This window comes from Allosaccharopolyspora coralli (assembly GCF_009664835.1).
GTDB lineage: Bacteria > Actinomycetota > Actinomycetes > Mycobacteriales > Pseudonocardiaceae > Allosaccharopolyspora > Allosaccharopolyspora coralli.
This window is the reverse complement of the sequence record NZ_CP045929.1, coordinates 359,964-378,822: the sequence shown is the minus strand read 5'-3', so window position 1 is coordinate 378,822 and position 18,859 is coordinate 359,964. Positions and strand designations below refer to the sequence as shown.

The window sequence follows — 18,859 nt, the reverse complement described above, 5'->3', positions numbered from 1 at the left end:
GAGGCCACCCGCATAAGCTCACGAGCATGACGGCACCGACTCCGCCCGGCTGGTACCCCGACCGCGACCCGCGCCAGGTGCGCTGGTGGGACGGCAGGCAGTGGACGCACCACGTGCACCCCGCACGACCGGCCCGGCCACAGCAGGCCCGGAGCGACTCGCACGACCTCGAACTCGCCGTCGGCGGCACCGGACAGGACGACGTACAGCGTCAGGTGCAGAAACGAGCGAGCGTCGGTGGTGTCGTCGGCGGAGGCGGCGGCACGCTGTTCACCGAGCCGGTGCTGGTGGTGAACCAGAAAGCGAAGATCTGGGAGACGGCGAACGAGTACGCCGTCTACGACCAGCACGGCCACACCCTCGGCTCGGTCGTGCAGGTGGGACAGAGCGGGATGCAGAAGGCGATGCGCATGCTCACCAAGCTCGACTCCGTGATGGAGGTGAAGCTGGAGATTCGGGACGCGCACGGCACGCCGGTCCTGCACCTCACCCGCCCCGCGACGATGTGGAAGTCGACCGTGCACGTTCAGCGCGGCGACGGCAGCCCCGTCGGGTCCCTGCGGATGGAGAACGTGTGGGGCAAAGTGCGGTTCGCGTTCGAGGCCAACGGGCAACGCGTCGGCGGCCTGCACGCTCAGAACCTGCGGGCGTGGGACATCAGTGTCCTCGACCACACCGACTCCGAGGTCGGCAAGATCAGCAAGACCTGGCAGGGACTCGCGAAAGCCGCGTTCACCACCGCCGACAACTATGTACTGCAGATCCACCGGCCGTTGCCGGAACCACTGATCAGCTTCGTCGTCGCCTCGGCTCTCACCGTCGACACCGTCCTCGGCCAAGCTCAGAAGTAGCGGTATCCAGGGTGTTCGGCTTGCGTGCTGCAGTCAGGAAGTTGTTCCCACCACCTACGCAGGCCGACCACCCGCGGGTTCTCACCTCGTGGCTGGCGAGGACAGCGTCGACGTGATGGAGAGCGGCTGCCTGAGGTCGACGATCCCGCAGCCAGCCGCGAGGTGAGGTTCCGCCACCCGAGCATCAACGCGGATCAACCCCAGCTCGCTTCACCCCTCAGCGGCGGCGGCGTCGGGCGACTTCGGAGAGCACGATCCCCGCCGCGACGGAGGCGTTCAGCGACTCGACACCGCCGACCATCGGGATCGACACCGTCTGGTCGCAGGTCTCCCGCACGAGACGGGACAACCCGCGGCCCTCGGAACCGACGACCACCACGATCGGCTCGGTCGCCAGCTCCAGCTCGTCGGAGCTCACGTCCGAGTCGGCGTCGAGCCCCACGGCCATGAGGCCCTCGGACTTGAGGTCCTTCAACGCCCGCGTCAGATTCGTCGCCTTCGCGATCGGGATCCGCGCCGCCGCGCCCGCGCTCGTGCGCCAGGCCACCGCGGTCAGACCCGCGCTGCGGCGCTGCGGCACGATCACGCCGTGCGCTCCGAACGCCGCCGCCGAGCGGATCACCGCGCCGAGGTTGCGCGGGTCGGTGACCCCGTCGAGTGCGACGAGCATCGGCGGCATCCCCGAGTCGACGGCGTGCTCCAGCACGTCCCGGACGTCGGAGTAGTCGTACGGCGGCACCTGCAACGCGAGGCCCTGGTGCAACGCGCCGCCGGTGAGTCGATCGAGTTCGGTACGCGGCACCTCGACCACCGAGATGCCCTGGTCCTCCGCACCGCCGACGGCTTCCTTCACACGGTCGTCGAGCTCGATGCCGTGCGCGAGATACAGCCCGGTGGCGGGCACGCCCGCGCGGATGCACTCGGCGACCGGATTCCGGCCCGCGATGAGCTCCGGGCCCTCGGTCGACTGCTTGCGTTCCCGCTTCTGCTGCTGGGCCTTACGGGCGTCGGCCCGCTTCTTCGCGGGGTGACTGACCCTGTTCTCGGCCTTCGGAGTCGGTCCGCGCCCTTCGAGAGCCTTGCGTCGCTGGCCGCCGGAGCCGACGACCATGCCCTTCTTGGTGCCGGGCTTGCGTTTCGCTCCGCGGCGCTTGTCGTTGCCGGCCACGTGTTACCCGTCTTTCACTGTCCACAGCGGACCGTCGGGGGTGTCCTCGACGGCAATGCCGGAGGCTTGCAGGCGATCCCGCACCGCGTCGGCCGTGGCGAAATCCTTGTCCGCCCGCGCCTTGCGACGCTGTTCGAGCAGGTCCTCGACCAGTTCGGACAGCGCGCGCCGAGCGGCGTCGTCACCGCCGGAGCGCTCCGCCCACTGCGGGGCGAGCGGGTCCAGACCGAGCACGCCCATCATGGCCCGCACCGCACTCGCCGCCTCCCGGGCGGCGAGGTCGTCACCCCGGTCGAGGGCGGCGTTGCCTTCCTTCACCACATTGTGCACTGCGGCGACCGCCTGCGGTGTGCCCAGGTCGTCGTCCAGCGCGACACGGAACTCGGCGGTCACCTCGCCCGGCTCGCACGAACCCGCCCGCTGCGTGACGCGGTGCACGAACGACTCGATCCGTTTGTAGGCGGTGACCGCGTCCTCCAACGACTCCTCGGAGTACTCGATCGTCGACCGATAGTGCGGCGTGATCAGGTAGTAGCGCAGCTCCACTGCCCGCACCCGCTCCAGCATCGCCGGGATCGCGACCACGTTGCCCAGCGACTTCGACATCTTCTCGCCGCTCATCGTGACCCACGCGTTGTGCATCCAGTAGCGGGCGAACTCGTCACCGGCCGCGTGCGACTGGGCCCGCTCGTTCTCGTGGTGCGGGAACACCAGGTCGAGTCCGCCACCGTGGATGTCGAACTCGGACCCCAGGTAGTAGGTCGCCATCGCCGAGCACTCCAGGTGCCATCCGGGACGTCCCTGGCCCCACGGTGTCGGCCAGCTCGGCTCGCCCGGCTTCGCCGTCTTCCACATGGTGAAGTCGCGCGGATCCCGCTTGCCGGTGGCCGCGCTCTCGCCCTGCTGCACGTCGTCGAGCTTCTGCCCGGACAGCGCCCCGTAGGACTCGGCGAAGGTGCCCACCGAGAAATACACGTCGCCGCCGGCGGCGTACGCGTGGCCGCGCTCGATCAACCGCTGCATCAGCTCGATCATCTGCGTCACGTGCCCGGTGGCGCGCGGCAGCACCGACGGCGGCAGGCACCCGAGCGCGTCGTAGGCGTACTCGAACGCACGCTCGTGGGTCGCCGCCCACTCCCACCACGGCCGTCCCGCGTCCGCGGCCTTCTCGAGGATCTTGTCGTCGATGTCGGTGACGTTGCGGACCAGGCGAGTGTCGAGCCCCTGGTGATCGAGCCAGCGCCGCAGCACGTCGAAGTTCAGGCCACTGCGGACGTGTCCGATGTGGGGAACGCCCTGCACGGTCGCGCCACACACGTACAGGGACGCGATCCCCTCCTCACGCGGCCGGAACGCGCGCGTCGAGCGGGTGGCGGTGTCATACAGGTGCAAGTTCACGGTGCAGATGGTACGGGTCCGGTCACGCGTTCCCGCACCTCAGGGATGCTCTCGTCGTTCCGCTCAGAGCACGCCGGCGGTCTCCAGCGCTGTGATCAGCGCCTCTTTTCGCTCCGCGACGGGCAACGGGTCGACGATCACCACCCGGCAGCCAACCTCGGCCGCGCCGCCGTCGGCCTCCACACTGTCGCCGACCATGACCGTCTCCGAGGGGGCCACGCCGAGTCGTGAACACACCCGGCGGAACAGCTGGGCGTCGGGTTTGACGAGCCCCTCCACGTACGACATGAACACCTCGTCGAGCTGGTCGAGGACCCCGAGGTTGGCGAACGCGGGCCGGATGTCGTAGCCGATGTTGCTCAACACGGCCGTCTTCGTCCCCTGGGCATGCAGCCGGTACAGCACCTCGGCCGCGTCGGGATACGGCGTCCAGGCCAACGGGTCGCTGAGCCGCCCGTAGAACGTCGCGGCCTGCTCAGCGGTCAGTCCGGCGCGAGTCAGCAGGCCGACGTAGGCCTTGCGGTGCAGCTCGGGGTCGAGGTCGCGGCGTTCCCACGCGTCCAGGACGTCCTCGGGCACGTCGACGTCCTCGCGAACCGGAGCGACCATGCGGCGAAGCAACGCCTCACGCCCCTCGGCGTCGAACGGCTGCCCGTGCTCGTCGTGGATGCCGTCGAACCAGGCCTGCTCGTGTTCGAGCCGGAACAACGTGCCGGAAAAGTCGAACACCACCGCGCGCACAGTCATACCCGCACGGTATCCCGCACGTCCGGTGTTGTCCGAGACGCCGAGAGGGCCACCATCGCTGGTTCCGGTACCGAGCATGAGCAGCTGCGACGCTGGTTGACGAACCTCGCGGTTCGCCACCGAGTGCTACGGTAGTGCTATGACGGTGATCGGGCAGCGGGAGCTGCGCAACGACAACGCAGAGATCGTCCGCCGTGTCGAGGCCGGCGAGAGCTTCACTGTCACACGCAACGGAAAGCCCGTCGCCGACCTGGTTCCGCACCGCCCGAGCACAAAGCGGCGCAGCATCCCGACCGCGGAGGTGGCTGCGCTGCTCGCCGAGACCCCTGTGGACGTCGAGGCGTGGCACGAAGACATAGCGGCAGCGGATAGCTTCTTCGGCCCGGACGAGCTCGACGATCCGTGGCGAGACCGGCCCGGAACGCAGGGGGATCGCGGCCGGGAATGAACAGACACCCGGTATCGCTGCTGGACACCTCCGCGGTGATCGACTTTCCCGCGGAGGCCGCTGACCGGCATGCTGCCGAGCACGCCATCTCGTCGATCACCCTCGCGGAGCTGAGCTTCGGCGTCCACTGCACGAACGTCGTCGAGTCCGCCCGGCGGCAGGAACGACTCGTCGAGATTCGTTCGACCCTCGACGTGATTCCGTTCGACAGCCCTTGCGCGCAGACCTACGGCGCGCTGCGCGCACTCGTCCTCCGCCTTCGGCGGGATCCACGACCACGACGTATGGATCTCATGATCGCCGCGGTCGCCGGGGTGCACCAGCTTCCGCTGTTGACCCGCAACCCGAAGGACTTCACAGCACTCGAGTCGGTCGTCGACGTCATCGCGGTGTGAACGGCTGCCCGTGCTCGTCGTGGATCCCGTCGAACCAGGCCTTCTCGTGTTCGAGCCCGGCCATCGCCAGATCGTGACATCCCGCGCGCGAGTTCACGAGTACCGCCAGCGGCTGCGTGCGCAGGGACTACGGCCGGTGCAGATCTGGGTGCCCGACTCCCGGTCGGCCTCGTTCACGGCTGCTGCACACGCTCAGTCGCTAGCGGTCGCCGCAAGCGAGCACGCGGACGGTGATCAGGGCTTCGTCGAAGCGCTCGCCTGGGACATCGACGAGGCCGGGGAGTGAGCCGGGGAGAGATCTACACCGCCGCCGGACGCGATGCCTACACCGGAAAGCCCAGACCGGTCGTGATCGTGCAGGACGACCGTTTCGAGGGCACCCACTCGATCACAGTGTGCCCGCTCACCACGGACCCCCGAGGCGCCGCTACTGCGCATCCCGGTGTGATCAGTCGGTGCACTCGTCTCGCCGCGAGGCACTGCCGTGCATCGGCGCGAGGATCGCGTAGACGCACGCCAGCGCGCTCACCCACAACAGGACGACAGCCAGGCCGAGCGAGGCCGCGGCGCCCACGGCCCACAACCACCACGACACCGGCCACGCCACGACCGGCTGCACCACGAGCGCGCGCCTGGTCCGGGGAGCCCGGCCGAGCGCTTCCCCGCCATCCCACGCAAACTTCCCCAGCGCCATACCCCGAGGGTGCGCCACGAGCCGCCCCGTTGACCCCGGGACGAGCCCTGAACATTCCCTGAACTCTGGCGACCCACCACGAGACAGCCGGGTGCACCGCCAGGTCAGGCCGTGAACACCAGCGCCGTGGCGATCGCGGCGCGACCCTCACCGCGGCCGGTGAGTCCCAAGCCGTCCGACGTCGTTCCCGCCACCGAGACCGGCGCGCCGAGCGCCTCCGAAAGCACGCGCTGCGCCTCCTCCCGGCGAGTGCCGATCCGGGGCGTGTTGCCGACGACCTGAACCGTTGCGTTCCCGACGACGTGGCCTGCGGCTTCGAGCCTGCGGCGCACCTCGGCGAGCAGGTCGACGCCGTGTGCACCGGCCCAGCGGTCGTCACCGGTGCCGAACACGGCGCCGAGATCACCGAGCCCTGCCGCCGACAGTGCCGCGTCGCACAGCGCGTGCGCGGCGACGTCCCCGTCGGAGTGCCCGGAGCAGCCGTCGACATCGGACCAGAACAGTCCGGCGACCCAGCATTCACGCCCCGGCTCGACCGGATGCACGTCGATGCCTTGACCGACACGAGGGAGGGGCTGGGTCACGTGAGTTCCTCTTCCGACGCTGCGGGGGCGAGCACGCGTTCGGCGATCGCGAGGTCGAACGCCGTCGTGATCTTGAGTGCGTGCGGATGGCCGGGCACGGCCAGCACCGGATGTCCGACACGTTCGACCAGACCCGCGTCGTCGGTGGCGATGTCCCCGTCGATCTCGTAGGCCTCTCGCAGCACGGTGACGGTGAACCCTTGCGGAGTCTGTACGGCACGCAGGGCATTGCGGTCGACGGTGTGTTCGACGGCTCCGTCGACGTCGACCTGCTTCACCGTGTCGGCGACCGGTAGCACCGGAACCACGGCAGGCGCGCCGCGCTGCACCGCCTCCACCACGGTCCGCACCACCGACGGAGGGGTGAAGGCACGGGCGGCATCGTGCACGAGCACGGTCGTGACACCCGAAACCCGCGCGAGGGCCGCCTCCAGAGCGATACGCACGGAGTCGGTCCGTTCGGCACCACCGGCGACCACGTGCACCGCGTCAGCAGCACCGAGCGGAGCCAGGTCGTCCTCGACCAGCGTCACGCCGTCATCCGGCGCGGCGACGACCACGTGCTGCACGCATCCCGAGGCCAGCAGGCCCCGGACCGCGCGCAGCAACAAGGACTCTCCGGCCACCGGGACCAGGGCCTTCGGCATCCCGGCGCCGAGTCGCCTGCCCCGGCCAGCCGCCGGGACCAGGGCTACAGCATTCACTTCGGGCGCTCAGTCGACGTCAGACCGCGGTCGTCGCCAGCACCTCGTCGAGAAGGGTCTCCGCCTTGGACTCGTCCGTACCTTCGGCGAGCGCGAGTTCGCTCACCAGTATCTGACGGGCCTTGGCCAACATCCGCTTCTCACCCGCGGACAACCCACGATCCTGCTCGCGTCGCCAGAGGTCGCGCACCACTTCGGCCACCTTGTTCACATCGCCGGAGGCGAGCTTCTCGAGGTTGGCCTTGTACCGACGGGACCAGTTCGTTGGTTCCTCGGTGTGGGGAGCGCGCAACACGTCGAAGACATGATCGAGTCCCTCTTGACCCACGACGTCCCGGACACCGACGATCTCGGCATTGTCAGCGGGAACGCGAACGGTCAGGTCTCCCTGCGCGACTTTGAGGACGAGGTACTGCTTCTCCTCGCCTCGGATCACGCGGGTTTCGATCGCTTCGATGAGCGCGGCACCGTGGTGCGGGTAGACGACGGTCTCTCCGACCTTGAAAACCATGTGTCCTCTGCCCCTTTCGCTGATCCCAGCTTAGCACGCGCGGCAACGCCACCGGAAACCCGCCCACCTCCGTAACCGCAGGTCAGAGACGGAACAGGGGGTTGACAAACCACGTTGAGCCATGCTCGCCGGGACCCGTTCACGCCGGAGGATGATCTGATGTGGACACCTCACCGGCCGTCTGAACTGGGGTGCCGAAGATCGGCTCGGACACATTCCCTTGCCGCGTCAGGGGCGGACCGGGAACGCTGCGGCCCGACCATTAAGCTCGGGTCGTAGCCCGACCGGCACCGCGACGGGTCGGCGAACGCGACCACACGTCGACGCCCGCGCGCGACGTCGGCGATCAGGAAGGACCAGCCACCCGTGAGCCGCCTCCAGCATCTCCGTTCCGTTCGGTGGGCCCCGGTCGTCGTCGGGGTCAGCGCCGTGCTCGCCCTCAGCGGCTGCAGCGCGGGTCAGGTCACCGAGACCGATACCCAGGTCGGCGCCGTCGGCGGCGGCAGCGGGAACGTCATGGTCAACGACGACCGCGCCATCGCCGTTCGCAACGCGACCCTGGCGTACCCCGAGAACGGCGACCTCTACCGGCAGGGCGGCTCGGCGCCGCTGCGGACCGTGATCGTCAACCAGAGCACCCGGGACGACCAACTGGTCGGCGCCTCGAGCCCGTACGCGAGCTCGATCCGGATCGGGGGCACCACCGACCTGCCTGCCGAGACCTCGCTGCGCGCGTTCGGACGCACGAATCCGTCCGTGCAGGGCACGCCGTCGGACCGGCCGACCGTGGACATCACGGTGCAGGGACTCACCCAGGACATCCGCCCTGGCGTGACCATCCCGGTGACGTTCACGTTCGCCCAAGCCGGACAGACGACGGTGCAGGTGCCGATCGGGCCGAGTCCGCAGGAGCGCCCCGACACCGAGGGCGAAGGCAGCCACTGAGAAAGAGGGCGTGAGCCTTTGTGGTTGCTATAGCCACAAAAGAGGCTCACGCGCTCTTTTGTTCCCGGCACCCAGGAGTGGCGATGTCCGCACTGACGGTCTTCCGGGGGCGTGCCGGTGATCGCAATGAACGCGCCATGCGCGGGGCAGTTCAGCTCGGTGAGGCACTGGCCCGACGTACTCGCCTCGAACCGGCCTACGTCAGCACTCCGGAACCGCCGCTCGGACACGACTGGGAGCCCGAGCTGTCGGCCGCTCGACCCGGATTGCGCGACATGGCCGAGACCTACGAGCGCCTGCTCGACGCGGGCACCGTCCCGGTGACCGTCCTGACCAGGTGCGCCGTCGCGCTCGCCACCGTTCCCGTCGTCGCGCGCCATCACCCGGAAGCGTGCGTGGTGTGGCTGGATGCGCACGGAGACCTCAACACCCCGGACACCACCGGCGGTTATCTCGGTGGCATGGCCCTCTCCGGTGCCGCCGGTTTGTGGGACTCGGGCCTCGGAGGGGACCTGGCGACCGGGAACATCGTGCTGGCCGGTGCTCGCGACCTCGATCCGGCGGAGCAGCGGTTGCTCGACGACGGCGTGATCCGGGCCGTCGAACTGAGGCCGGACTTCTCCTCGGATCTCCGTGCCGCCGTCGGTCAACGCCCCGTCTACGTGCATCTGGACTGCGACGTCCTCGAGCCGGGGATAGTCCCTACCGAGTACCGAGTCCCAGGTGGTCTCGATCTCGCGACCCTGCGTTCGGTCGCGGAGGTCCTAGCGGAGCAGCCGATCGTGGGCGTCGAGATCGCCGAGTTCGAGGGATCCTCGGAGCACCGCGACGCGGCCGACGCGCTGATCGACGCGCTCGACCCCCTGCTACAAAAGAGACGCGTGAGCCTTTTTGGTGGCTATAGGCACTAAAAGGGCTCACGCGCTCTTTGCCGACACGCCGGTGTGATCGGTTCTGTCGGCTCCGGCGGATAATCTCGCGCCGTGCCATCCAAGACCGCTCGCCCTCCCCGACCCACGTACCGATGCGCCGACTGCGGCCACGAGGTCGCAAAGTGGGTCGGCCGCTGCCCCGGCTGTCAGGCCTGGGGCACGATCGACGAGGCCGCCCCCGCCCGACCGGCACTGGCCAAGGTGAGCGCCGGGGCTCCGTCGACCCCCGCACGCCCGATCGCCGAGGTCGACCTCGACTCCGCCCGCGCCGTCTCGACCGGCATCGGCGAACTCGACCGCGTCCTCGGCGGCGGTGTCGTGCCGGGGGCCGTGGTGCTGCTGGCCGGCGAGCCCGGAGTCGGCAAGTCCACGCTGCTGCTGGAGGTCGCGCATCGCTGGGCGCTCGGTTCGGGCACACCGTCGCTCTACGTCACGGGCGAGGAATCGGCGGGGCAGGTCCGGCTACGCGCGGAACGAACCGACTCGGTGCACCCACAGCTGTTCCTCGGCGCGGAGTCCGACCTCTCGGCGGTACTCGGCCACGTCGACGCCGTCTCCCCCGGCCTTTTGGTGGTCGATTCGGTGCAAACGGTGCAGTCTCCGGACGCGGAAGGCACGCCGGGCGGGGTGACGCAGGTGCGCTCGGTGACGGCGGCGCTCGTCGCGCTCGCGAAGGAGCGCGGCCTGCCGGTGGTGCTCGTCGGCCACGTCACCAAAGAAGGCTCCGTCGCCGGGCCTCGCGTGCTGGAACACCTCGTCGACGTGGTCCTGCATTTCGAAGGCGACCGGCACTCCGCACTGCGTCTGCTGCGCGGCGTGAAGAACCGCTTCGGCCCCGCCGACGAGGTGGGGTGTTTCGAGCAGCGGGACGACGGCATCGCCGAGGTCGTCGATCCGTCCGGGCTGTTCCTCAACCGGCAGGAGTCGATGGTCCCCGGCACCGCCGTGACCGTGATGGTCGAGGGCAAACGTCCGCTGCTCGCCGAGGTGCAGGCGTTGGTGACCCCGACGCAGATGACGATGCCGCGCCGGTCGGTGAGCGGCCTGGATTCGGCGCGGCTGTCGATGATGCTCGCCGTGCTCGACAAACGCGGCAATCTCCGCACCGGCGATCAGGAGGTGTATGCCGCCACGGTCGGCGGCACCAAGCTCACCGAGCCCGCCTCGGATCTCGCGGTGGCCTTGGCGGTGGCGTCGTCGAAGCTGGACCTGCCGCTGCCGTCGAACATGATCGCGGTCGGTGAGGTCGGCCTCGCAGGTGAGATCCGCAGGGTGAACTCGGTCGGTCGCCGGCTCGCGGAGGCCGCCCGGCTCGGGTTCGACCGCGCCCTGGTTCCTCCGGACCCCGGGCCCGTGCCCCAGGGCATGAAGGCCACGGTCGTGCCCGACCTGAAGTCGGCTCTACGGGAATTGCGGCGGAAGGAGTAACGCTCGACCACGTGGGCGAGACGTTGCGGCCGGGTGGAAGGATCGACGGTGCGATGACGACTGACGCTGACGCCCCCACGACCTCCGCCCCGGACCTCACCGAGTTGATCCTGTGGTTCCGGTCGAACGCGCGCGCTCTGCCGTGGCGCGAGCCCGACGTCACTGGATGGGGCGTGCTCGTCAGCGAGACGATGTTGCAACAGACACCCGTACGGCGGGTGGAGCCGATCTGGCTGGAGTGGATGTCGCGCTGGCCGGCACCGTCGGATCTCGCGGCGACGAGTCAGGCCGAGGTGTTGCGTGCGTGGGGCAAGCTCGGCTACCCGAGGCGCGCGCTGCGGCTGCACGAGGCCGCCGGTGTCGTGGCCACCGAGCACGACGACGTCGTTCCGTCCGATGTAGACACCTTGCTGGCGCTTCCCGGTGTCGGCGCCTACACGGCGCGAGCTGTGGCGGCTTTCGCCTACGGCAAGCGGGTTCCGGTCGTGGACACCAACGTGCGTCGTGTCGTGGCGCGAGCGGTCCACGGTGCCGGTGACGCCGGACCGCCCGCCACGAATCGGGATCTCGCGGACGTCGAGGCGCTGCTACCGGCGGACGAGGCGCGTGCGTCGGCGTTGTCGGCCGGGCTGATGGAGCTGGGACAGACCGTGTGCACGGTCCGCTCACCCGAGTGCGAACGTTGCCCGGTCCGCCGCCGCTGCGCGTGGCAGCACAACGGTCGCCCGGCATACGCGGGTCCGGCGAAGAAGGTGCAGAAGTTCGCCGGGACCGACCGGCAAGTGCGCGGAAAGCTCCTCGACGTGCTGCGAGGCGCCGAAGGCCCGGTGGCGCGCAAGCAGCTGGACGCGGTGTGGTCGGACGCCGGACAGCGGGACCGCTGCCTCGACTCGCTGCTGGTGGACGGCTTGATGGAGCAGACCGACGACGGTCGTTTCGCGCTGCCGGGCGAGCACTGATGGCCGAGTCGGTCGAGCTGTTCTTCGACGACGAGGCCGAACACGCGGTGCGGAAGCTGTGGCGTCGGCTCGACGACGCGGGCCTCTCGGGCGGTCCACGGGATCGTCCGCGTGTGACGCTGGCGTCGGCTCGGACGATCCCGAAGGGGGCTCGCGACGCGGTGCGCGAGGAACTGCGCTACGTGTCGTTGCCCGACGTCTGGCTGTACACGCTTGGCACATTTCCCGGCGAGGAGCCGAACCTGGTGTTCGCCGCCGTCGTCGACACCGAACTACTCGCGGTGCACTCCGCCGTCCACGACGCGCTCGCGGGCCGCGTGTCACAGGCCTCCGCCTACTACTTTCCCGGCGCGTGGGTGCCCCATTGCGTTCTGACGCAAGGAATTCCGTCGACCGGAGTCGCCGAAGCTTTCGAACTCCTGAGGGACACCGCCCCGGTCCGCGCCCGCACACATGGCATCGCCGTCACTACGAGCTCCGACGATCCCGACTGGCTCACGCTTTAGCCCGACGCCGGCAAACGTCACGGGCCACCGATCCGAGACATCCGTACCCTGGGAAACATGGCAGTCGTGAAGATCAATGCACTCGAGGTGCCGGAGGGTTCGGGCCCCGAGATCGAGAAGCGGTTCGCTGCCCGCAAGGAACAGATGCAGGGCGTTGCGGGCTTTCTCGGGTTCGAGTTGCTGCGTCCGGTGGCGGGCGAGTCGCGATACTTCGTCTACACCCGCTGGGAGACCGAGGAGGCGTTCCAGGACTGGCGGCAGAACTCGGCCGGAGCGGCCCACGCCGGGTCGCAACAGCCGGTGTCGTCGGGAGCGTCGCTGCTGGAGTTCGAAGTCGCGTTGTCGTCGGAGGACCCCGCGCCGTGAGCGACCAGGAGTTGGCGCGCGCCGCGGAGTTGATCTCCGGCGCCGAGGCGCTGCTGGTGTGCGCGGGCGCGGGCTTCGGTGTTGATTCGGGACTGCCTGATTTCCGCGGCGACGAGGGATTCTGGCGCGCGTACCCACCGTACGAGCGGCTCGGCCTGTCGTTCACCGAGGCGGCCGATCCGATTCATTTCGCCGAGGACCCCGCGTTCGCGTGGGGCTTCTACGGGCATCGACTCCAGATGTATCGGCGAACGGTCCCCCATCGCGGCTTCGAGCTGTTGCGTTCCTGGGGCGCGGCGACCGAGCACGGAGCGCGCGTATTCACGTCCAATGTGGATGGTCATTTCCAACGGGCGGGGTTCGAACACGTGGCGGAGTGTCACGGTTCGATCCACCACCTGCAGTGCCTCGAGCCGTGCACCGACGACGTCTGGCCAGCCGACGACGTGTCCGTCGACGTCGACACCGACACGATGCGCGCCAGGGAGCCGCTTCCGAGCTGTCCGAACTGTGGCGGAATGGCTCGCCCGAACATCCTCATGTTCGGCGACTGGAGTTGGGTGCCGCAGCCGTCGGAAGCGCGGCTGGGTGAGCTGACCGCCTGGCGCCGGGACCTGCGAGCGTCTCGGCTGGTCGTGGTGGAACTCGGGGCGGGCACGGCGATCCCGTCGGTGCGTCGGCACGCGGAACTGGCAAGCGCCGGCAGCGGCGCACTGGTCCGCATCAACCCCCGCGAGCCGGAAATCCGGCACGGGCGGGGCGTATCCCTGCCGATGCCCGCGCTCGAAGCGTTGGAATCGATCGAAAAGCTCCTCTGAGCTCGAGGCGAACGGCACTTTCGCCCCACCACACGAGGCGAAAGTGCCGTTCGCCCCACCCCGCGCCTGAGGCGAAAGTGCCGTTCGCCCCATGAGACGAGGCGAAAGTGCCGTTCGCCCGGGGGTCAGGCGGGGAGGGTGAGGTGAGTGAGGATGGCTCGGTGGTCGCCACCGGCCACGTCGAACCGTTGGTACCCCTGCACCGTGGCACCCCCGCTGACGAGCACGTGGTCGATGGTCATCGGCGGTGGGATCCGGACGTCCGCGCCCGGCCAGGTGCCCTGAAGCCCGTCTCCCGTCGTCGCCGCCGCATCCTCGTACCCCTGACCGAGAAGTCGGCGCATCGGCGAGTGGTCGAGCGTGGCGTTGAAGTCTCCGGCCAGCACGCGAGGTGTCGCTGCATCCCTCGCCGGTTCAGGCAACGCGCGGAGCTCGTCCTGCCACGTCGCGGTGTCCCCGACCGGAATCACAGGGTGCACACCGACGACTTCGAGTTCGCCAGGGCCGGGCGAGTCGATGAGCGCCGACGGTTGTTGCATGGTGCTCGGTGGCGCGATCGAGAGTTCCCGCAGAGGCCAGCGGGAGGCGATACCGCTGCCTGCAGCCCCGGGCCTGGGTTCGAACACGCGGTGCGGCAGCAGTTCGGTGAGCCCAGCGCGGTCGAGCGCCTCGGCGCTCTCAGGGGTGAGTTCTTGCAGCACGAGCGCGTCCACCTGCTCGGCGCGGACGAGTTCGACCACCCGGCGTACGTCGGCACCGCCGAAGTACAGGTTGATCGACATGACCTTGACCGGCGTTCCCTGTACCGGCGCCGAGGTATTCGGCACGGCGCGTGGCGCGACGTGCAGAGCCAGTCCGATCGTGGCCAGCAGCACCAACAGCGTCGTCAGCCAGCGGTGCAACAGCAGCCCGACAAGCACGAGTGCGCCGCCGACGGGCACGGCGTACTGGGTGAGCGCAACGAGCGCGGCGGTGTACGGGTCGCGGTCGTAGCCGACGAGCGAAACGGTCGCCCACCCGAGGAACGGCACCGCGACGCTGAGCAACAGCACCGTGACGATCGGTCCGCGCGGGGCCCGTCGCCCCTCCCGCTCGTCGTCTCCGCGAGTTCGCTCGACGTCGAGCTCTATCGGCGCGCTGCGGCTCACCGGACCTCCCCTCGACGGCGGCACCCGCACCCAACCTACCGACACCGAGCCGAACAGCGGCGCACGAAGGGTGTCAGTGCGCTGTGCGCGCCGCGTGCGTGAGCTGCTCCACCGTTGTCGCCGCACCGGAGCTCGACGCCCCCGACCGCGAGACACGACCGAGACGCCCGAGCGGATCAGCGTCCGACCGGATGCGGAAGACGATCTTCTACGCGAGGCGTGTCCCCTGCGGACGACAACGCCCTGGTGAGTGCCGGAATCCCGTGCGCCCGTGCACCGTGATGCGGTTCGACCAGTGTCCACAGGCCCGGGTTCGCCGCGGCACACGACGCATGCGCGCGTTCGCCGACGTCCGCCTGTGCTGCAGCGTCCTCGATCGCCAGGTCGATGCGGGCGGTGAGCAGAAGGGACCACCGGTAGCACAGGGCATCGCGGAGTTCCTCGACGCTGCCGAACTCTGTGGCCAACGCACCCTCGATCGGTGGCAGCGCATGCTCGCCGGTGCGCCAAGCCCGCTCGATCACGGCGTCGAGTGCTCGCTTGCGGCGGCGGTAGCTTTCCCAGCCCATCGGACCCTCCCAGTGAGCCGACCGACCTTCGGTGTCCGACTATTATTCGTTCACCGACTCTCAGTCGGTGAGTATGCTTGCGGTTCATGGAAGGCGTCAAGTCGAGACGAGCGCAGTACGCCGAGATGACTCGCGCCGCCGTGCTGGACAGCGCACGCGAACTGTTCGTCCAACGCGGGTACGACACCACCTCGGTCGACGACATCGCGAAGTCCTCGCAGGTCAGCAAGGGTGCGATCTACCATCACTTCGCAGACAAGAAGGAACTGTTCGCCCAGCTGCTCACCGACGTCCAACAGCAGGCCATGCGGGCCGTCACCGCCGCCGCGGAGGCGACCGACTCCGAGTGGGAACGCGCCCTCGCCGCCGCACAAACCTACCTGCGCGGCCACGTCGAGAACCCGGAAGCGCGCAGCATCGTCCGTCAAGCCGCGTCCGTGCTCAACCACGACCGCATTTGCGAGATCGACGAAGAGGTCGCGCTGCCGTTCATCCGCGACACTCTCGGACGGCTCGGCGGCGCGGGGATGCTTCAGCCACTGCACATCCCGACGACGGCGCGCATGATCCTCAGCGTGCTCGTGGACGCGACGCTGCAGATCGCAGAAAGCGACGATCCTGCCACGGCCTACACCGAGGTGGACAAGGTCTTGGTCGCGCTCGTCAGCGGACTCCTCCGGAGCCCGGAAAGCGCCTGAACCGACGCACGGCGTCCCACCACAGACGCACAGCGGCCCCGCACCGGATCCGGTGCGGGGCCGCTCGCGAAGCACTCGCTCAGTGGTCGCGTGGCTTGAGCACGGCGGTCAGCCACGCGGCGGCGACCGTCGTGTCCACCTCACCACCCACGGCTCTCTGAAGAGTGCATGTGGGAACTTGCGTTCGTGCCCGGAGGGCACGGCCATAAATGACCAGCCTGGGCAGGTGAGAGGCTCCGGCGTTCGGAGTTCGTGCCTCGCAAAGCAGAGGTTCTCGCCGCGTACACCTGGTACTCAAGAGAACCCCAACGCCGCGAGGCGCGAACTGGGGCGGCATTACCCGACCACCCACCCAAGTTCCACAACGCCCTCTTACCGCGTCACTCGTTGGACTCCGATCCCTCCGAGGACTCCTCCGAGCCCGACGAGGCCGTCAGGCCCACCGGTGGGGCGTCCGGGACGAGGGACGGCTTGCTTTCGCCGCGGAAGACGAACTGGGCGGAATCGTCCGAGCCGGACTCGTCGTCCCAGCCCTCCACGTCGGCGATGACGATCTGACCGGCCTCGACCTCGCCGAAGAGGATCTTCTCGGAGAGCCGGTCCTCGATCTCGCGCTGGATCGTGCGCCGCAGCGGGCGGGCGCCCAGCACCGGGTCGAAGCCCCGCTTGGCCAGCAGCCGCTTGGCCTTGTCGGTCAGCTCCAGGGACATGTCCTTGCCCTTGAGCGCAGTCTCCACCCGGCCGATCAGCAGGTCGACCATCGAGATGATCTCGTCCTGGGTCAGCTGGTGGAACACGATCACGTCGTCGATGCGGTTGAGGAACTCCGGCCGGAAATGCTTCTTCATTTCCTCGTTGACCTTGGACTTCATCCGCTCGTAGTTCGATTCCGTGCTCGAACCCGCGGAGAACCCGAGACCCACGGCCTTGGAGATGTCGCCGGTACCGAGGTTCGAGGTGAAGATCAGCACGGTGTTCTTGAAATCGACCGTGCGGCCCTGACCGTCGGTGAGCCGCCCGTCCTCGAGCACCTGCAACAGGGTGTTGTAGATCTCCTGGTGGGCCTTCTCGATCTCGTCGAAGAGCACCACCGAGAACGGCTTCCGGCGCACCTTCTCGGTGAGCTGACCGCCCTCCTCGTAGCCCACGTAGCCCGGAGGGGCACCGAACAGCCGCGAGGCCGTGTAGCGGTCGTGGAACTCGCCCATGTCGATCTGGACCAGTGCGTCGTCGTCGCCGAAGAGGAACTCCGCCAGCGCCTTCGACAGCTCGGTCTTACCGACACCCGACGGGCCGGCGAAGATGAACGACCCCGACGGGCGCTTCGGGTCCTTCAGACCCGCACGCGTACGGCGGATCGCCTGCGAGACGGCCTTGACCGCATCGTCCTGGCCGATGATCCGCTTGTGCAGCTCGTCCTCCATGCGGAGCAGCCGCGTCGTCTCCTCCTCGGTGAGCTTGAAGACCGGAATCCCGGTCCAGTTCGCCAGCACCTCGGCGATCTGCTCGTCATCGACCTCCGCGACGACGTCCAGGTCACCGTCCTTCCACTGCTTCTCCCGCTCTTCCTTCTGGCCGAGGAGCTGCTTCTCCTCGTCACGCAGGCGGGCGGCCCGCTCGAAGTCCTGCGCGTCGATCGCGGACTCCTTGTCGCGGCGCACGTCGGCGATCTTCTCGTCGAACTCGCGCAGGTCCGGCGGCGCGGTCATGCGGCGAATGCGCATCCGGGCGCCGGCCTCGTCGATGAGGTCGATCGCCTTGTCCGGCAGGTACCGGTCGTTGATGTAGCGGTCGGCCAGCGTCGACGCGGCGACCAGCGCCGAGTCCGTGATCGACACCCGGTGGTGCGCCTCGTACCGATCGCGCAGGCCCTTGAGGATCTCGATGGAGTGCTCCAGCGAGGGCTCGCCGACGTCGATCGGCTGGAAACGACGCTCCAGCGCCGCGTCCTTCTCGACGTGCTTGCGGTACTCCTCGCGGGTCGTCGCACCGATGGTCTGCAGCTCACCGCGCGCCAGCATCGGCTTGAGAATGCTCGCGGCGTCGATCGCGCCCTCGGCGGCACCGGCACCCACGAGCGTGTGGATCTCGTCGATGAACAGGATGATGTCGCCGCGAGTCTTGATCTCCTTGAGCACCTTCTTCAGGCGCTCCTCGAAATCACCGCGGTAGCGCGAGCCCGCCACCAGCGAACCCAGGTCGAGCGTGTAGAGCTGCTTCTCCTTGAGCGTCTCGGGAACCTCGCCCTTGACGACCGCCTGGGCCAAGCCCTCGACGACGGCCGTCTTGCCGACACCCGGCTCGCCGATGAGGACCGGGTTGTTCTTCGTCCGGCGGGACAGCACCTGCATGACCCGCTCGATCTCGCTGTCGCGACCGATGCAGGGGTCGAGCTTGGACTCGCGGGCGGCTTGCGTCAGGTTGCGGCCGAACTGGTCCAGCACCAGCGACGACGACGGCGTGCCCTCGCCACGGCTGCCTGCCTCGGCGGGCTCCTTGCCCTGGTAGCCGGAGAGCAGCTGCAGCACCTGCTGGCGCACCCGGTTGAGGTCCGCGCCGAGCTTGACGAGCACCTGGGCGGCGACGCCCTCGCCCTCGCGGATCAGGCCGAGCAGGATGTGCTCGGTGCCGATGTAGTTGTGGCCGAGCTGCAGTGCCTCCCGCAGCGACAGCTCCAGCACCTTCTTCGCCCGCGGCGTGAAGGGGATGTGACCGCTCGGCGCCTGCTGGCCCTGGCCGATGATCTCCTCGACCTGCTGACGGACGCCCTCCAGAGCGATCCCCAGCGACTCGAGCGCCTTGGCGGCGACACCCTCACCCTCGTGGATCAGGCCGAGCAGGATGTGCTCGGTGCCGATGTAGTTGTGGTTGAGCATCCTGGCCTCTTCTTGGGCCAGGACGACCACCCGCCTCGCGCGGTCGGTGAACCTCTCGAACATTCGCACTCCCTGACTGCTGCGCCGGCGGTCTCGTTCCGGGCACGGCTTCGG

General features: G+C 68.9%; 22 protein-coding genes and 1 pseudogene. 13 read left to right on the top strand and 10 right to left on the bottom strand.

The window, feature by feature from the left end; all coding sequences use genetic code 11:
* Positions 1-26 precede the first annotated feature (26 nt).
* Complete coding sequence (locus GIY23_RS01780; protein WP_154075061.1) at positions 27-851, top strand: phospholipid scramblase-related protein; 825 nt, start codon at positions 27-29, stop codon at positions 849-851.
* Positions 852-1,068: 217 nt separating this feature from the next.
* Here the strand turns inward: GIY23_RS01780 and rlmB are convergent, their stop codons facing one another.
* From rlmB to GIY23_RS01765, 3 genes are all read right to left on the bottom strand, one after another.
* Positions 1,069-2,019 (bottom strand): 23S rRNA (guanosine(2251)-2'-O)-methyltransferase RlmB, encoded by a 951-nt coding sequence (gene rlmB, locus GIY23_RS01775; protein ID WP_154075060.1) that lies wholly within the window; start codon positions 2,017-2,019, stop codon positions 1,069-1,071.
* A gap of 3 nt (positions 2,020-2,022) precedes the next feature.
* Entirely contained in the window at positions 2,023-3,417 is a 1,395-nt protein-coding gene (cysS, locus tag GIY23_RS01770; RefSeq protein WP_154075059.1) for a cysteine--tRNA ligase, read from the bottom strand.
* 63 nt (positions 3,418-3,480) lie between these two features.
* Positions 3,481-4,164 carry an HAD family hydrolase gene (locus GIY23_RS01765; RefSeq protein ID WP_154075058.1) on the bottom strand — a complete coding sequence of 228 codons (684 nt, stop codon included), beginning with the start codon at positions 4,162-4,164 and terminating at the stop codon, positions 3,481-3,483.
* Between the two features lie 139 nt (positions 4,165-4,303).
* Between GIY23_RS01765 and GIY23_RS01760 the strand changes: the two genes are divergently transcribed.
* The 4 genes and pseudogenes from GIY23_RS01760 to GIY23_RS23335 form a co-directional block, all read left to right on the top strand.
* Positions 4,304-4,612, top strand: a complete 309-nt coding sequence (locus GIY23_RS01760) for a type II toxin-antitoxin system Phd/YefM family antitoxin (protein ID WP_154075057.1) — start codon at positions 4,304-4,306, stop codon at positions 4,610-4,612.
* Positions 4,609-5,007, top strand: a complete 399-nt coding sequence (locus GIY23_RS01755) for a PIN domain-containing protein (RefSeq protein ID WP_154075056.1) — start codon at positions 4,609-4,611, stop codon at positions 5,005-5,007. The genes GIY23_RS01760 and GIY23_RS01755 overlap by 4 nt, the downstream gene beginning before the upstream one ends.
* 73 nt (positions 5,008-5,080) lie before the next feature.
* A complete protein-coding gene (locus tag GIY23_RS01750) occupies positions 5,081-5,293 on the top strand; it encodes an antitoxin MazE family protein (protein ID WP_154075055.1) in 213 nt (70 codons plus the stop codon).
* Positions 5,290-5,424 (top strand): annotated as a pseudogene (locus GIY23_RS23335) (type II toxin-antitoxin system PemK/MazF family toxin); the annotation flags it as partial. The gene GIY23_RS01750 and the pseudogene GIY23_RS23335, both read left to right, overlap by 4 nt.
* Positions 5,425-5,455: 31 nt before the next feature.
* Here the strand turns inward: GIY23_RS23335 and GIY23_RS01740 are convergent.
* The 4 genes from GIY23_RS01740 to GIY23_RS01725 all read right to left on the bottom strand — a co-directional run bounded on the left by GIY23_RS01740 (position 5,456) and on the right by GIY23_RS01725 (position 7,500).
* Positions 5,456-5,701, bottom strand: a complete 246-nt coding sequence (locus GIY23_RS01740) for a hypothetical protein (protein WP_154075054.1) — start codon at positions 5,699-5,701, stop codon at positions 5,456-5,458.
* 104 nt (positions 5,702-5,805) lie between these two features.
* On the bottom strand, positions 5,806-6,285 hold the full coding sequence (ispF, locus tag GIY23_RS01735) for a 2-C-methyl-D-erythritol 2,4-cyclodiphosphate synthase (RefSeq protein ID WP_154075053.1): 480 nt from the start codon (positions 6,283-6,285) through the stop codon (positions 5,806-5,808).
* Positions 6,282-6,989, bottom strand: coding sequence for a 2-C-methyl-D-erythritol 4-phosphate cytidylyltransferase (gene ispD, locus GIY23_RS01730; RefSeq protein WP_154075052.1), 708 nt, complete (start codon positions 6,987-6,989; stop codon positions 6,282-6,284). The genes ispF and ispD overlap by 4 nt, the downstream gene beginning before the upstream one ends.
* 19 nt (positions 6,990-7,008) lie before the next feature.
* Entirely contained in the window at positions 7,009-7,500 is a 492-nt protein-coding gene (locus GIY23_RS01725) for a CarD family transcriptional regulator (protein ID WP_154075051.1), read from the bottom strand.
* Positions 7,501-7,866: 366 nt separating this feature from the next.
* Here GIY23_RS01725 and GIY23_RS01720 point away from each other — a divergent pair, with 366 nt between their 5' ends.
* The 7 genes from GIY23_RS01720 (at position 7,867) to GIY23_RS01690 (ending at position 13,454) form a co-directional block, all read left to right on the top strand.
* Entirely contained in the window at positions 7,867-8,445 is a 579-nt protein-coding gene (locus tag GIY23_RS01720) for a copper chaperone PCu(A)C (protein ID WP_154075050.1), read from the top strand.
* Between the two features lie 83 nt (positions 8,446-8,528).
* On the top strand, positions 8,529-9,356 hold the full coding sequence (locus tag GIY23_RS01715) for an arginase family protein (RefSeq protein ID WP_154075049.1): 828 nt from the start codon (positions 8,529-8,531) through the stop codon (positions 9,354-9,356).
* Positions 9,357-9,428: 72 nt separating this feature from the next.
* Positions 9,429-10,805: a DNA repair protein RadA gene (gene radA / locus GIY23_RS01710; protein WP_154075048.1), complete on the top strand. Its 1,377-nt coding sequence runs from the start codon at positions 9,429-9,431 to the stop codon at positions 10,803-10,805.
* A gap of 53 nt (positions 10,806-10,858) precedes the next feature.
* Positions 10,859-11,764, top strand: a complete 906-nt coding sequence (locus tag GIY23_RS01705; RefSeq protein ID WP_154075047.1) for an HhH-GPD family protein — start codon at positions 10,859-10,861, stop codon at positions 11,762-11,764.
* Positions 11,764-12,270, top strand: a complete 507-nt coding sequence (locus GIY23_RS01700) for a 2'-5' RNA ligase family protein (RefSeq protein ID WP_154075046.1) — start codon at positions 11,764-11,766, stop codon at positions 12,268-12,270. Before GIY23_RS01705 ends, GIY23_RS01700 begins: the two co-directional genes overlap by 1 nt.
* A gap of 57 nt (positions 12,271-12,327) precedes the next feature.
* Complete coding sequence (locus GIY23_RS01695; RefSeq protein ID WP_154075045.1) at positions 12,328-12,636, top strand: antibiotic biosynthesis monooxygenase family protein; 309 nt, start codon at positions 12,328-12,330, stop codon at positions 12,634-12,636.
* Positions 12,633-13,454 carry an SIR2 family NAD-dependent protein deacylase gene (locus tag GIY23_RS01690; protein WP_154075044.1) on the top strand — a complete coding sequence of 274 codons (822 nt, stop codon included), beginning with the start codon at positions 12,633-12,635 and terminating at the stop codon, positions 13,452-13,454. The genes GIY23_RS01695 and GIY23_RS01690 overlap by 4 nt, the downstream gene beginning before the upstream one ends.
* A 125-nt stretch (positions 13,455-13,579) precedes the next feature.
* Here GIY23_RS01690 and GIY23_RS22885 read toward each other — a convergent pair whose 3' ends face one another.
* Together GIY23_RS22885 and GIY23_RS22880 are read right to left on the bottom strand one after the other, a co-directional pair.
* Positions 13,580-14,602, bottom strand: a complete 1,023-nt coding sequence (locus GIY23_RS22885) for an endonuclease/exonuclease/phosphatase family protein (protein ID WP_228717493.1) — start codon at positions 14,600-14,602, stop codon at positions 13,580-13,582.
* 176 nt (positions 14,603-14,778) lie between these two features.
* Positions 14,779-15,171 carry a hypothetical protein gene (locus GIY23_RS22880; protein WP_228717492.1) on the bottom strand — a complete coding sequence of 131 codons (393 nt, stop codon included), beginning with the start codon at positions 15,169-15,171 and terminating at the stop codon, positions 14,779-14,781.
* 86 nt (positions 15,172-15,257) lie between these two features.
* Between GIY23_RS22880 and GIY23_RS01680 the strand changes: the two genes are divergently transcribed.
* The gene (locus GIY23_RS01680) at positions 15,258-15,869 is read left to right on the top strand and encodes a TetR/AcrR family transcriptional regulator (RefSeq protein ID WP_154075042.1); all 612 of its coding nucleotides are present in this window, start codon (positions 15,258-15,260) and stop codon (positions 15,867-15,869) included.
* 380 nt (positions 15,870-16,249) lie between these two features.
* Here GIY23_RS01680 and GIY23_RS01675 read toward each other — a convergent pair whose 3' ends face one another.
* Positions 16,250-18,808, bottom strand: a complete 2,559-nt coding sequence (locus tag GIY23_RS01675) for an ATP-dependent Clp protease ATP-binding subunit (RefSeq protein WP_154075041.1) — start codon at positions 18,806-18,808, stop codon at positions 16,250-16,252.
* Positions 18,809-18,859: the final 51 nt, after the last annotated feature.

Bases quoted from the DNA above. Each gene is read 5' to 3' on its own strand.
- GIY23_RS01675 (WP_154075041.1), bottom strand. From the start codon at position 18,808: ATGTTCGAGAGGTTCACCGACCGCGCGAGGCGGGTGGTCGTCCTGGCC.
- GIY23_RS01765 (WP_154075058.1), bottom strand. From the start codon at position 4,164: ATGACTGTGCGCGCGGTGGTGTTCGACTTTTCCGGCACGTTGTTCCGG.
- GIY23_RS01755 (WP_154075056.1), top strand. From the start codon at position 4,609: ATGAACAGACACCCGGTATCGCTGCTGGACACCTCCGCGGTGATCGAC.
- GIY23_RS01705 (WP_154075047.1), top strand. From the start codon at position 10,859: ATGACGACTGACGCTGACGCCCCCACGACCTCCGCCCCGGACCTCACC.
- GIY23_RS01700 (WP_154075046.1), top strand. From the start codon at position 11,764: ATGGCCGAGTCGGTCGAGCTGTTCTTCGACGACGAGGCCGAACACGCG.
- GIY23_RS01715 (WP_154075049.1), top strand. From the start codon at position 8,529: ATGTCCGCACTGACGGTCTTCCGGGGGCGTGCCGGTGATCGCAATGAA.
- GIY23_RS01760 (WP_154075057.1), top strand. From the start codon at position 4,304: ATGACGGTGATCGGGCAGCGGGAGCTGCGCAACGACAACGCAGAGATC.
- GIY23_RS01725 (WP_154075051.1), bottom strand. From the start codon at position 7,500: ATGGTTTTCAAGGTCGGAGAGACCGTCGTCTACCCGCACCACGGTGCC.
- GIY23_RS01780 (WP_154075061.1), top strand. From the start codon at position 27: ATGACGGCACCGACTCCGCCCGGCTGGTACCCCGACCGCGACCCGCGC.
- GIY23_RS01695 (WP_154075045.1), top strand. From the start codon at position 12,328: ATGGCAGTCGTGAAGATCAATGCACTCGAGGTGCCGGAGGGTTCGGGC.
- GIY23_RS22880 (WP_228717492.1), bottom strand. From the start codon at position 15,171: ATGGGCTGGGAAAGCTACCGCCGCCGCAAGCGAGCACTCGACGCCGTG.
- GIY23_RS01680 (WP_154075042.1), top strand. From the start codon at position 15,258: ATGGAAGGCGTCAAGTCGAGACGAGCGCAGTACGCCGAGATGACTCGC.
- GIY23_RS01740 (WP_154075054.1), bottom strand. From the start codon at position 5,701: ATGGCGCTGGGGAAGTTTGCGTGGGATGGCGGGGAAGCGCTCGGCCGG.